The following is a 12,998-nucleotide window of genomic DNA, read 5'->3' as shown; positions in this document are numbered from 1 at the left end:
TTACATCTTCCCCATTCTTTTTAAAATAAACAATAAAACTATTGGTATTGCCAACAAACCAATCATAAGTAAGTTGGTTTTAAATAGTCCTGGGGACAATGCCAAAGTAATGACATAACCTCCTATAGCTCCTCCAAAATGCGCATCATGTCCTATATTGCCTATTCTGTTCTTCATTCCGTAAATAGAGTATAATAAATAGCCTATCCCGAAAATATATGCCGGTATTGGAAATGGAATAAAAAACATGTACAAGTCCATTTCTGGTCGTAATAAAATAGCAGCGTATAAAACTCCTGTAACAGCACCACTTGCACCAACAGCACTGTAGTGATACTCATTTCTATGAAAATACAGTGATAATAAGCTCCCTACTAATAAACTACCCCCATAAATTAAAACAAAATATAGTGGACTTAAAAGCGTAATAACCACTCCTGCAAAGAAATATAGAGTAAGCATATTAAATAACAAATGCTGTGTATCTACATGCAAAAAACCAGAGCTAAACATTCTAATTTGCTCTCCTCTTTGTACGCCTCCTACATGAAATTTATATTTATCAAAAAAACTGTAATCACCAAAACCTTTATAAGATATGATGACATTTGCTGCTATTATAATTATGGTAACTAAGTCTAATTTGCCCATGTTGTGTAAACGTTTAAAATCTATTTAGCATATATTTGCCGCTACAAATCTAAAATTAATTAATGCAATTTCTAATTTATATTATTGTTTATCCTTTTTTATGGAGTATCTCTAGATTTCCTTTTAAATTGTTGTATCTAGTATCGGATGGATTATACATTTTACTTTATCATATAGTAGGCTACAGAAAAAAAGTGGTCACCAATAATTTAAAACTTGTTTTCCCTGATAAAGCGGATAAAGAAATTGTTACTATTAGAAAAAAATTCTACAAACATCTCTGTGATATGTTTTTGGAAATGGCAAAAACCATGTCTATTTCTGATAAAGAACTAAAAAAACGCTTTAAAATAACGAATCCGGAAGAGTTTAAACGTTTAGAATCTTTAAATAAAAGTATCATTTTAATTTTTGGTCATTATGCTAGTTGGGAGTGGTCCATAGTACTTCAAAATTATATAAATTTTAAAGGTTTAGCGGTTTATAAAAAATTAGCAAATCCTCATTTTGATAAGTTGATTAGAGACATTCGATCTAAATTTAACACAACACTTATTAGTACTAAAGAAACTATAAATATTATAAACCAAAACGAGTCTGAAGGTATTAAAAGCATTACGGGTTTCTTAAGTGACCAATCCCCTAAACTAACTAAAGATGTGTACTGGAGCAAATTTATGGGGATTAATACACCATGCTTTACTGGTGCAGAACGCTTAGCAAAAAAATTAGATTTATCTACTGCTTACTTAAAAGTAAACAAAGTAAAACGAGGATTTTATGAAGCTGAAATTATTACACTTGCTGAAGACTCTAATAAGTATGAAAACTATGAGTTAACAGACCTGTTTCTTAAAGAAGTAGAAAAGCAAATTCATGAAACTCCTGAATATTATTTCTGGACGCATAAACGCTGGAAACATAAAACTAATACCCTTTTATAGGACGTTTTATAATTATTCTTCAAAATCAGGATTCATTAATATAACACCTTCTTCTTGAGCCTTTAAATAATCTGCTTTTGATGGTCTAGGACGAATACGGTATTTTGTTGGTAATCCAGTATCTCTAAAAAAGTCATCATTTAGGCGCACTGGAGGTAAATAATCTTTTGTCTCTTCTCTTATGTTTGCCATTCTAGAGCGCATATCATTTAAAACATCGGTATAATCTTTATTTAATGCTAAATTGTTCAATTCATAAGGGTCAGATACTACATCATATAGTTCTTCCTCCGCTCTTGGAATTTCAAAACAACTCATTTGCGCTTCATTAAGTGTTCCTTTTTTGCTTTCAATAAGCATACTCTGCCATGTTAAGTCCCTAATAATATCTGCTGAGGGGGTATTTGGTAAATCTGGATAAAAATTCTTTATGTATTTGTATTGTTTTGTTCTGACTGCTCTAGTATAGTCTTCAAAATCATGAAAATGATCTTCGGCATAAATTTCATCACGTATAACAGTTTTTGGTTCGTTTAACATAGGTATAAAGTTCTTCCCTACAAAAGCCTCTAAAGGTTTCAACCCTGCAAGACTCATAAATGTAGGGGCTATATCTACAGAACTTACTAAATTATTATTGACACTTCCTGGTATTATTTTCCCAGGCCATTTTACTATCCATGGCGTTTTAATACCTCCATCATAAAGTGTTGTTTTATCTCGTGGAAAAGCTCTGCCATTATCAGAAATAAATAGTACAATTGTATTTTTCGAAACCCCTTGAGTTTCTAACTCTGCTATAACCTGCCCTATATAATCATCCATTCTTGATACTTCATCATAATAAAGCGCAAAATCTTTTTTTGTAGCATCCGTTTCTGGCATGTAAGGAGGTATAATAACATCATCTGTTGAATGCGAATTACTTATGGTACCTTCATAATACGGTCTATGTGCATCAGCTGCAGCCAACCAAGTAAAGAAAGGTTTATCTTTTGGTCTTTGCTTCAATAGTTTTATCCACTCATCACAGCCACTTCCATCACCTACTAACCGTCTGTCAATACCAATAGGGGCATCTTTCCATGTCATCTCTAAAAACACGTTAAAATCATCCACCACATTAGGTCCCATATGATGCTTGCCAGCTAAACCTGTCCAATATCCAGAATCTTTTAATTCTTGTACAAAAGTCTCGATATAATCTGGTAATGGCCAAGATAGTTGTTCTGCATCCGTATTATGTGGGTAAAGCCCTGATATAATACTTGTTCTACTTGGACTACAAGAACTGGTAGTTAAAAAAGCTTGATTAAACTTCATACCATCATTAGCAAGCGCATCCAGGTTTGGAGTTTTAATTTTTGAATGCCCATAAGGTCCAATATCATCCCAGCCTACATCATCAGCTATAATTAAAACAATATTTGTTTTTTCATTTATATCAGTTACAATATTCTTTTTCTTTTCTTTTTTTGATTGACAAGAAATTGTAAAAATGGATAGAAGTAACAGTACAATTCGTGAATATTTTTTAATGCCCATAACCTATATTGAAATATTATACAATATAAATTTAATAGTTTATACCCATACCTCCTACTGGGATTATAACTAATGACCATTAGTTGCATGTATTTAACCCTCAATTATATACTTAATTTCATTTAACTATAAATCCTATAGGTTTTAAGAATCATAAAATTAAGTATATAAAAAAAGCGCAAATAAATTGCGCTTTTAAATTATAGTATAATTAGATCTTATTATGCTTTGGCAATGGCTCCAATTTCTTCTATAAACTTATCGGCCAATGTGTCTGCTTCTGATTGTGATTTAGCCTCAGTATAAATTCTAATAATAGGCTCTGTATTACTTTTACGAAGGTGTACCCAACTTTCAGAAAAATCTATTTTCACACCATCTATAGTCGTTAACTGTTCATTTTTATAACGATCTTCTATAGTGCTCAAAATGCCATCAACATCTAATCCCGGTGTTAATTGAATCTTCTTTTTACTCATAAAGTAGTTAGGGTACGTTTTTCTAAGCTCACTAACACTTATATTTTTATCGGCTAATAAACTTAAAAATAAAGCAACTCCTACCAATGCATCACGACCATAATGAGACTCTGGATAGATAATTCCCCCATTACCTTCTCCACCAATCACTACGTTGTTCTTTTTCATAAGATTTACTACGTTCACCTCACCTACTGCACTTGCTTCATAAGTACCTCCATATTTTTCAGTTACATCACGCAATGCTCTTGTTGAACTCATATTACTAACCGTATTCCCTGGTGTTCTGCTTAATACGTAATCCGCACAAGCCACTAAAGTATATTCCTCTCCAAACATCTCCCCATTTTCATCCATAAAAGCTAAGCGGTCTACATCTGGATCTACTACAATACCAAAATCAGCACCATGTTTTTTTACCGCAGCAGAAAGATCCGTTAAATGCTCTTTTAAAGGTTCTGGGTTATGAGGAAACTCTCCATTAGGCTCACAATATAATTTTATAACATCTACGCCTAATCGCTCTAAAAGTAATGGAATTGCTATACCTCCTGTAGAGTTTACACCATCTACCACAACTCTAAAACGTGCTTGCTCAATGGGCTTTACTGTTACTAAAGGCAAATCTAAAACCTCGATAATATGTAAATCTATATAGGCTTTGTTTTTTGTTATTTTTCCTAAACTATCAACATCTGCAAAACTCATAGTATCACTTTCTGCTATGTCTAAAATTTTAGCGCCTTCAATAGCATCCAGAAACTCTCCTTTTTCGTTTAATAATTTTAAAGCATTCCATTGTTTTGGGTTATGACTTGCTGTTAAAATAATACCGCCATCTGCATGTTCCATAGGCACGGCAACTTCAACTGTTGGTGTCGTTGAAAGCCCTACATCAATAACATGAATTCCCATACCTACTAATGTATTCATTACTAAGTTTTGAATCATTTTACCAGAAATACGAGCATCTCTGCCCACAACCACACGATAATTTTCCTTTTCCCTATTCTGTTTTAACCAGGCACCATAAGCTGCTGCAAATTTAACAGCGTCTATAGGAGTAAGGTTTTCACCTACTTGGCCGCCAATAGTTCCTCTAATTCCCGAAATTGATTTTATAAGTGTCATGTTATTATTTTTCAAAATTTTAGCAAACCTACATATTTTTTTTAGCTTGTATTTTAATTAAACTTAAAAAATGATAAATGGAATAATTTTAAAGTTAAAATACCTTTCTAAAATTTGAATTCGTAAATTTCACAAATGAACTACTTAGCACATATTTATCTTTCGGGAGAAAATGATTTAGTTACTATTGGTAATTTCATTGCAGATAGTATCAAAGGAAAAGACTATAAAAAGTACTCCAAAGACATTCAAACTGGCATTTTATTGCATCGAAATATAGATACTTATACAGACGCTCATAAAACGGTTAGATTGAGTACAAAAAGATTACACGAAAAATACGGACATTACTCAGGGGTTATTGTAGACATTCTGTACGACCATTTTCTTGCTAAAAACTGGAATAAATATAGTACAATTCCTTTAGATGAATATGTAAGTGCTTTTTATGATTCTTTAGAAGAACACTACCATGTGCTTCCTTTACGAATACAAAAAATAATGCCATATATGATGGCCGACAATTGGTTACTAAGTTATGCTTCCATCCATGGTATCTCTAGGGTTTTAGATGGTATGAACAGAAGAACTAAAAATAGATCAGGAATGAATGAAGCTATCGTTGAACTCAAAGAATTTTATAAAGAATTTGAAGATGAGTTTACAGCATTTTTTAATGAATTGATCACCTTTTCTAAACAAAAACTCAAAGAATTAAATAACACATAAATTATGAAGCGCATACTGTACATTATCTTATTTTTCAATCTTTATGTTTCTTGTAAAAACACTATAGAACCTAGAAAGACAGGCTTAATTACTAAACATGCTATGGCAGTTTCTGCAAGAGTAGAAGCATCAGAAATTGGCAATGATATTCTTAAAAAAGGAGGTAATGCATTTGATGCTATGGCAGCTATGCAATTGGCTTTAGCGGTTGCTTACCCATATGCCGGAAATATAGGAGGTGGCGGATTTATGGTTTACAGAAAAGCAAATGGAGACATTGGGTCACTGGATTATAGAGAAAAAGCACCCTTAGCTGCTACAAAAGATATGTACTTGGATGAAAATGGCAATGTTATACCTGAAAAAAGTACCTTAGGAGCCATGTCGGTCGGCGTACCCGGATCTGTAGCTGGTATTTTTGCTGTTCATGAAAAATTTGGCAGTTTGCCTATAGAAGACATTATAAAACCGTCTATTAACCTGGCTTATAAAGGTGTGGTGGTCACCAAAAAGCAAGAAGCAAAAATAAAAAAGTATCAGCCCTTTTTTTTAAAAGCCAATAAAGACTCCATCCTGTTTAATAAAGTATGGAAAATGGGAGACACCATAAAATATCCTGCGCTTGCAAAAACATTAGAGCGGATTTTAGTTCATGGGAAAAATGAATTTTACAAAGGAGAAACCGCCAAAAGATTGGTGAATTTTATTCAAGAAAATGGTGGTATTTTAACAGAAGAAGATTTAGCAAAATACACAGTTAAATGGCGTACACCTACTACATTTATGTACGATAACTTAAAAATTATTTCGATGTCTCCTCCCTCTAGTGGCGGTGTTTGTTTAGCACAAATAATGACCATGATTGAACCCTACGATTTAGACAATTTTGGTCATAATTCAGTTAAATCCATTCAAGTTATTACAGAAGCAGAACGTCGCGCATATGCTGATAGAAGCTTTTATTTAGGCGACCCAGATTTTGTTAACATTCCTGGTGAAACATTAATTAGTAAAACCTATTTAAACGATAGAATGCGTACTTTTTCTTTCGAAAAAGCCACGATGTCTAGCGACGTATCGCATGGCAATGTACAAGTCGTTGAAAGTGACGAAACAACCCACTACTCCATTGTTGACCCGTTTGGGAATGCGGTATCTGTAACAACAACCATCAATGGTGCCTATGGCTCAAAACTATACTGCTCGGATTTAGGTTTCTTTTTAAACAATGAAATGGATGATTTTAGCAGCAAGCCCGGAGTTCCTAATATGTTTGGACTTATAGGAGGCGATGCCAATAGTATACTCCCAGAAAAACGCATGCTAAGTGCTATGACACCTACTATTGTTGAAAAAAACGGAGCACTTTTTATGACACTTGGAACTCCAGGTGGATCTACCATAATAACATCTGTCTTGCAAACCATCCTCAATGTACATGAATATAATATGACCATGCAAGAAGCTGTAAACGCTCCTCGTTTTCATCATCAATGGTTACCTGATGAAATTAGAATGGAACCGAATTTATTTGATCCTACATTAATTTTTCAACTTGAAAAATTAGGATACACCATAAACGAAAAAGATTCCCCAGTAATTGGCAAGGTCGATGGAATACTTGTTTTAGACGATGAGTTGTTAGAGGGTGGTGCAGATCATCGAGGCGATGATGCAGCCGTCGGTTTTTGAAGTTTTTCTTTTACTAAGATAATAGTATTTAATAATTTAGACTTCTAATTCAGAAAAACTACAGGTAAGTTTTATGACTAAGAAATCAAAAAAAATATTAAAAATAATATCTGGGATAGTTGTATTTCTCACTTTGCCCAGTTTATTATTCTTTGGTTTTTTATTCTTCAAATTCAATGAAGATTTACCAAATGGGATCCAAGGAGAAGATGCTGATGCTTTAGCCTATAAAATGCTTGAAGCTTTAGACTACGATGCCTTTAAAAAAACGAATTACATTGAATGGACATTTAAAAAAAGGCATCATTATGAATGGGATAGATCCAAAAACATTTGTGAAGTTTATTGGAAAGAATACAAAGTAAATTTAGATTTAAATGATCATAACCAAAGTAAAGCTTTTATACACAGTTTTAAAACCGAAACTGAAATGGGCAAGGAATTAATAGCTAAAGCGCTCAATTTCTTTAACAACGATTCGTTTTGGTTAGTGGCTCCATATAAGGTTTTTGACAAAGGCACAGAACGTAGACTTGTGAAACTTAAAAATGGAGACGACGCCCTTCTGGTTACTTATACCACTGGTGGGTCTACACCCGGAGATTCTTACTTATGGTTACTTGATGATACGGGCAAACCTAAAGCTTTCAAAATGTGGACATCTATATTGCCTATAGAAGGCCTTGAAGCCTCATGGAGCGATTGGACAACTACTGAAAGTGGTGCGCAATTACCAACATTTCATAAATTACTTGTTTTAGGTTTAGAAATAGACCATATTAAAGGGACTACCAAATAAAAACCCTGTATTATTTACTACGTTGCCCTACAAAATTGTGATTCTTCGATTTAAACAACACATTAAAACTCGTTAAACTACCATATATTCTGGTAATATATTGCTGCAAATCTATTTTACCCTGTTCATCCAAATCGCTAGAATTTATACGCTGTTCCATAACACGTAATCGATCTCTAACCATAGTTATTTTATGAAAAAAAGTATCTATTGGTAATTCATAGGACTTTAAACTCTCGTCTGCAGGTTCTAAAATAAGTTTGCCTCCTTTGTATTTATCTGCAATAGGCACAATTTCGCTGGTATCACTCCACTTTTTTAGAATATTGACTAAGCTGCTTTCAACATCAAAAAAGCTAACTGTATCTACATCTCCATCTGCAGCTTCAATAACATCAAAATCACTATCTAAATCTATAGTTTCTAATCCGTTTTCAATAAAAGTCACCCAATAATGTTGAGTGGTCACATTGGTTACAACACCTTTACCGTATTCTGAATGATTAATTCTTGAACCTATTCCTAATAATTTCATAATATTTATTCTTGCGTATACAAGAACCTGTTACATGTTAAACTAAAATTTTAAATTACTAACACTATGATTTTTCGACTGTTTTCAAAATAACAATAGAAGGTTTAGAAACTATTTTTTATATAAACCCCAAATTCCTGTCGTCATAGTAATACACTACAATTATAATAAATCTGAAACAAATATTTGCACAAATTAAACAACTAAAATTGTAATTCTACATTTCACCTAAATTTATCAACAAATAGAAATTTCCTATATTTACTTATAATAAAACGCTTCATATGGTTTATTTACGCCCTAAACTTAGTGAAACTATGTTCTTAATATGAATTCCAATCGATATAAGATTTAATTTTTTAATTCTAAAAACATGAATCTTACTCTATATATGAACCTACATATCTCAAAAATATTTATCCTTTTATTCATTTTCAAAATTAATGCGCAAAACATTTCTTTTTCCAACAGAGCGTTAACCCAGCTATCTTACAAACAAAAAGACCCTATGCTTTCTGTTTTAAATGCAAATGATAGTTTATCATTACTTATAAAACATCAAAAAGAAGAATTTGCTTTACAAGAAGCATTTTATTTATCAAAAACAGAAGGAGACAAAAAAGGCATTATAGCATCTGGATTTAGACTAGAACGCTTTTTATCCTATACTATGAATAAAGATGAAGAGGCATTAAATATTAATATTTTTTTAAATAATTATTGCTCTTCAAATAATGATACTATATGCCTAGCAAGTTCTAATATGAGGTTGGGCGATATTTATAAAAAGAAATTAAATTATTTAAAGGCTCTAGAATACTATGAAACGGCTTTTAAGCTATCAAAAAAAATAAATGATAAACTATTACTATGGAGAATACATTATTTAAAAGCTGTTCTATATAAAGATATTGGAGATTGGAATTTGGCCAGAAATGAATTTAAAAAAGCTACGACTACTATTCCAGAAAAAGATGACGCTTATTTTTATACCATGTCTTATATTAATATTTCTTCAGCATTTAAAAATCCGGATTCGATTCTGTATTATGCCAATAAAGCCACAAAATATTGTAATAATACCAAAACAAAAAGAGCATGTTCTTTAGCTTATAATAATCTGGCTTGGGCTTATGTTTTAAAAGACCGGCCAAAAAAGGCATTAGAAGTTATTAATAAGCACATAGACTTAAAAACAATTAAACATAGTTATACAGACTCTTTATTTGATTCTTTAATGCATACATTAGGGCTGATTTACTTTAAACTGGGCCAATATAATAACGCTATAAAATATTATGAAAAAGCTTTAAAGTACTCATCAAAAGAAAACAATATTGCTGAAACCATATTAATTAAAGAAGATTTATCTAAATGTTATGAAAAATTAGGAGATCTTGAATCCAGTATTAAATTGCTTAAAGAAATAAGACTTATTACTAGTGAGTTAGACAATGTTAGATTAAAAAAAGAAATTGCCAAAACAGAAAATAAAAAGTTGTTAAAACTTAAAGAGCAGCAGATATCTAATTTAGAACAAGAAAATTTAGAAATAGGAAATGCTATAAGTACGACACGGCATTTTAGTTATATTTTAGGCTTTTTCTTAATAACCTCTGTCGTTTTTTTATTATATCGCGGTCACAAAACTAAGATAAAGTTTCATCAACTTAATGAAGAGTTAAGTTTCAATAAAATGAAATCTCTTAGATCTTTGATGAACCCTCATTTTTTATTTAATTCGTTTAGTACACTACAGAACTATATCCTTAAAAAGGAAAATATAAAAGCCAACGAGTACATGACCGAGTTCTCTGGGCTTATTAGAAATGTCTTATCAAGTTCTGATAGCATTTTTATAAACTTTAGCAAAGAAATCACATTATTAAAATCATATATCCACATTGAAAAAGATAGATTTGGAAACATGTTTGATGTACAATATGATATTGACGATGAATTATTAACATTAAACCCTGTTATTCCATCTATGATCATACAGCCCTATATAGAAAATGCCATTATTCATGGCTTTTCAAATTTGAAAAAAAAAGGCATTCTAAAATTATCTTTTAAAAAAGATAATAATATGGTAATCTGTAAAATAGTAGATAACGGTATTGGAAGAAAAGAAGCTGAACGTTTAAAGAAAGTTGGGAATAATGATTTTCATTTGTCCATAGCAACTCGTAATACACATGAACGCTTAAGTATATTAAATAAAATAGCAAATAATCGGGCGAGTATCCATATTAATGATTTAAGCGATATATCAGGAACATCAAAAGGAACTGAAATCGTTATTCTACTCCCCATAAAAAATAAAAAAACAGACAAATACTATGCTTAAATGTATTGTTATTGACGATGAAAAAAAAGATAGAGAAAACATTCGTCTTCTTTTAAATTTGTATTGTCCTCAAGTAGAAGTTATCGGGGAAGCTTACGATAAAATGTCGATTTTAGAAATGCTTTCTACATCAAAGCCAGATTTAGTATTCTTAGATATTCAATTAGGGGCGATTTCAATTTTTGAAATACTTAACGAGTTAGATACCATTAACTTTAATATTATTTTTGTTACTGCACATGATGAATATGCTCTAAAGGGATATCAATATAATGCTATAGATTATATTCTTAAACCCATAAACCCAAAGCATTTAATTAAAGCTATCAATAAAGCATTAGATATTAAGAAAAAGCAAATATCAAAAAATGATATTATAAACGATTTTAAAGAATTCTACTCCAAAACAATAGAAATTCCTAAAATATCTATTACAGATTCTAAAGGTGTTCGTATGGTAAAAGCTATTGATATACTATATTGTATGAGCGATGGGAACTATACGACACTAATTATGATGGATGAATCAGAAATTGTTATTTCAAAAAACTTAAAACATTTTGAATCCAAACTAACAATATATAACTTTTTAAGAATTCATAAATCTTATCTCATAAATTTGAATCATATAGACCTTTTAATGAAAGAACAAGGTGGTTCCGTTATAATGAAAAATGGCAAGTCACTTCCTGTTTCTCGAAACTCTAAAAAGGAACTTTACAAAAAGTTAAATATTTAATCAAAAAGAATTCCCCAAGGTTCTGCCTCGGGCTTGCCAGTCTACCAAGCCAAAGGCATGGCAGGCGGGTTTGTTACTTTTCTTTGGACGGGCAAAGAAAAGTAAATAATGAATCTTTTTTTAAGATTTGGGTACACCGTAGCCGCCGGCAAAGGCAGGGTTTCCATTGAAGTTATCATTCCCGTAGACCAGCTTGTCGGCAGACAGGAACAGAAATTCTTTATTAACTCTTTTTCCTAAAACACTTTAATTTTTAAAAAAGTGCTTTTATACAACCAAATAGTCCGTTTAAACATTTAATCCTTATAAGAAGCATTAGTACAACTATTTTTAATCAAAATATTAACTTATAATCTATCTGAAAAATGAAAACAATTTTGATTAAAAAAATTTCAATTAAATGTATGATTGCACTTTCTTTTGTATTTGCATTAAATTCTTGTGAAAAAGAAGAAGGTACTGCAATTAGTGAAGAAAGCGGCAATTTTGAAGCAACGATTACCGACTTAAATTTAAGTAAAACGCAAATAGCGGTTTTAAAAGATAATCTGGTCATTCCTGAAAACAGCACAGTACAGCAATTAGAAGGGACTTTTCTGGGAAGAAACATAAATGGGCTTCTTATTGATGATAACTTTGTTGCAAGTGAATTATTTGACCAATGGTTAAATGCTGACTCTAATACAGAGGCTTCAAAAGGATCAATAATGAAAAATAGAGTATCGTTTCCTGCTAATGGTAAAAGAACACTAAAAATAGGTATTGTTAGTCAAGGTTTTCAAAGTTTAAACGCTGTACAATTGGAATCAGCGATAGAATCAATATCGAGGTATAATTCTCTCAATATGGCAAAAATACAATATACATATAGACTGGGATCCGCATCTCAACTTATGCAAGACCAATCACTTAATCAAGTTATCTTTAATGATACAAATAACAACTTTGTAGGTAACCCGGATGGGAGAGCACAATTTCCTGTTAACGGAAACCCTGGATTTCTATTAGGTTTAAATAATAGAACCCGTAATTATACAAAAAAACAAAATACAGTTTTAATTCAACATGAAATGGGACATACGCTAGGCCTTGTTCATTCTGACTATTTAACAAGACGCTCATGTGACTTTAATGGAACTGATGTTAATCCAAATCTAGTAGAAGGAATACCTAATACTATTAATAGTGGTAATCATCTAAATTCTATTATGAGAGCTTGTGGGTTTTTTAGATATATTAATTTTAGAGGAGAAGATATAGTTGGTCTTCGAAATGCATATAATGGGAATTTTTAATTAGTAAAATCTCTAAAATAAAAATTAAAGGGTTCTATTTTAAAAATAGAACCCTTTTTTACTGGTAATGATTTTCTAATTATTATCTGAGATAAAACTTCACAAGAAT

At 31.5% G+C, this 12,998-nt stretch carries 11 protein-coding genes; 7 read left to right on the top strand and 4 right to left on the bottom strand.

The features are described from left to right. The gene (locus Q4Q34_RS16415) at positions 1-651 is read right to left on the bottom strand and encodes a rhomboid family intramembrane serine protease (RefSeq protein ID WP_303319166.1); all 651 of its coding nucleotides are present in this window, start codon (positions 649-651) and stop codon (positions 1-3) included. Between the two features lie 62 nt (positions 652-713). Here Q4Q34_RS16415 and Q4Q34_RS16410 point away from each other — a divergent pair, with 62 nt between their 5' ends. Continuing rightward, the gene (locus Q4Q34_RS16410; RefSeq protein WP_303319167.1) at positions 714-1,595 is read left to right on the top strand and encodes a lysophospholipid acyltransferase family protein; all 882 of its coding nucleotides are present in this window, start codon (positions 714-716) and stop codon (positions 1,593-1,595) included. Positions 1,596-1,607: 12 nt separating this feature from the next. Here Q4Q34_RS16410 and Q4Q34_RS16405 read toward each other — a convergent pair whose 3' ends face one another. Continuing rightward, complete coding sequence (locus Q4Q34_RS16405) at positions 1,608-3,140, bottom strand: sulfatase family protein (RefSeq protein WP_303319168.1); 1,533 nt, start codon at positions 3,138-3,140, stop codon at positions 1,608-1,610. 221 nt (positions 3,141-3,361) lie between these two features. Then, the gene (gene glmM, locus Q4Q34_RS16400; RefSeq protein ID WP_303319169.1) at positions 3,362-4,750 is read right to left on the bottom strand and encodes a phosphoglucosamine mutase; all 1,389 of its coding nucleotides are present in this window, start codon (positions 4,748-4,750) and stop codon (positions 3,362-3,364) included. 135 nt (positions 4,751-4,885) lie between these two features. Between glmM and Q4Q34_RS16395 the strand changes: the two genes are divergently transcribed. The 3 genes from Q4Q34_RS16395 to Q4Q34_RS16385 all read left to right on the top strand — a co-directional run bounded on the left by Q4Q34_RS16395 (position 4,886) and on the right by Q4Q34_RS16385 (position 7,970). Further along, positions 4,886-5,479, top strand: coding sequence for an acyl carrier protein phosphodiesterase (locus Q4Q34_RS16395; protein ID WP_303319170.1), 594 nt, complete (start codon positions 4,886-4,888; stop codon positions 5,477-5,479). Positions 5,480-5,482: 3 nt separating this feature from the next. Then, positions 5,483-7,171, top strand: a complete 1,689-nt coding sequence (gene ggt, locus Q4Q34_RS16390) for a gamma-glutamyltransferase (protein ID WP_303319171.1) — start codon at positions 5,483-5,485, stop codon at positions 7,169-7,171. 73 nt (positions 7,172-7,244) lie between these two features. After that, positions 7,245-7,970: a hypothetical protein gene (locus tag Q4Q34_RS16385; RefSeq protein ID WP_303319172.1), complete on the top strand. Its 726-nt coding sequence runs from the start codon at positions 7,245-7,247 to the stop codon at positions 7,968-7,970. 10 nt (positions 7,971-7,980) lie between these two features. Here the strand turns inward: Q4Q34_RS16385 and Q4Q34_RS16380 are convergent, their stop codons facing one another. Then, positions 7,981-8,505, bottom strand: a complete 525-nt coding sequence (locus tag Q4Q34_RS16380; RefSeq protein ID WP_303319173.1) for a hypothetical protein — start codon at positions 8,503-8,505, stop codon at positions 7,981-7,983. A gap of 373 nt (positions 8,506-8,878) precedes the next feature. Between Q4Q34_RS16380 and Q4Q34_RS16375 the strand changes: the two genes are divergently transcribed. The 3 genes from Q4Q34_RS16375 (at position 8,879) to Q4Q34_RS16365 (ending at position 12,889) form a co-directional block, all read left to right on the top strand. Further along, on the top strand, positions 8,879-10,855 hold the full coding sequence (locus Q4Q34_RS16375; protein WP_303319174.1) for a tetratricopeptide repeat-containing sensor histidine kinase: 1,977 nt from the start codon (positions 8,879-8,881) through the stop codon (positions 10,853-10,855). Beyond that, on the top strand, positions 10,848-11,594 hold the full coding sequence (locus Q4Q34_RS16370) for a LytR/AlgR family response regulator transcription factor (protein ID WP_303319175.1): 747 nt from the start codon (positions 10,848-10,850) through the stop codon (positions 11,592-11,594). Before Q4Q34_RS16375 ends, Q4Q34_RS16370 begins: the two co-directional genes overlap by 8 nt. A gap of 404 nt (positions 11,595-11,998) precedes the next feature. Continuing rightward, positions 11,999-12,889 carry a M57 family metalloprotease gene (locus tag Q4Q34_RS16365; RefSeq protein WP_303319176.1) on the top strand — a complete coding sequence of 297 codons (891 nt, stop codon included), beginning with the start codon at positions 11,999-12,001 and terminating at the stop codon, positions 12,887-12,889. Positions 12,890-12,998: the final 109 nt, after the last annotated feature.

The sequence above is a fragment of the Flavivirga abyssicola genome (assembly GCF_030540775.2).
GTDB lineage: Bacteria > Bacteroidota > Bacteroidia > Flavobacteriales > Flavobacteriaceae > Flavivirga > Flavivirga abyssicola.
Note: the sequence above shows the minus strand (reverse complement) of the source record. Positions and strands in the feature narration are given on the sequence as shown.

Bases quoted from the DNA above. Each gene is read 5' to 3' on its own strand.
- Q4Q34_RS16380 (WP_303319173.1), bottom strand. From the start codon at position 8,505: ATGAAATTATTAGGAATAGGTTCAAGAATTAATCATTCAGAATACGGT.
- Q4Q34_RS16415 (WP_303319166.1), bottom strand. From the start codon at position 651: ATGGGCAAATTAGACTTAGTTACCATAATTATAATAGCAGCAAATGTC.
- Q4Q34_RS16365 (WP_303319176.1), top strand. From the start codon at position 11,999: ATGATTGCACTTTCTTTTGTATTTGCATTAAATTCTTGTGAAAAAGAA.
- glmM (WP_303319169.1), bottom strand. From the start codon at position 4,750: ATGACACTTATAAAATCAATTTCGGGAATTAGAGGAACTATTGGCGGC.
- Q4Q34_RS16375 (WP_303319174.1), top strand. From the start codon at position 8,879: ATGAATCTTACTCTATATATGAACCTACATATCTCAAAAATATTTATC.
- ggt (WP_303319171.1), top strand. From the start codon at position 5,483: ATGAAGCGCATACTGTACATTATCTTATTTTTCAATCTTTATGTTTCT.
- Q4Q34_RS16405 (WP_303319168.1), bottom strand. From the start codon at position 3,140: ATGGGCATTAAAAAATATTCACGAATTGTACTGTTACTTCTATCCATT.
- Q4Q34_RS16395 (WP_303319170.1), top strand. From the start codon at position 4,886: ATGAACTACTTAGCACATATTTATCTTTCGGGAGAAAATGATTTAGTT.
- Q4Q34_RS16370 (WP_303319175.1), top strand. From the start codon at position 10,848: ATGCTTAAATGTATTGTTATTGACGATGAAAAAAAAGATAGAGAAAAC.
- Q4Q34_RS16410 (WP_303319167.1), top strand. From the start codon at position 714: ATGCAATTTCTAATTTATATTATTGTTTATCCTTTTTTATGGAGTATC.
- Q4Q34_RS16385 (WP_303319172.1), top strand. From the start codon at position 7,245: ATGACTAAGAAATCAAAAAAAATATTAAAAATAATATCTGGGATAGTT.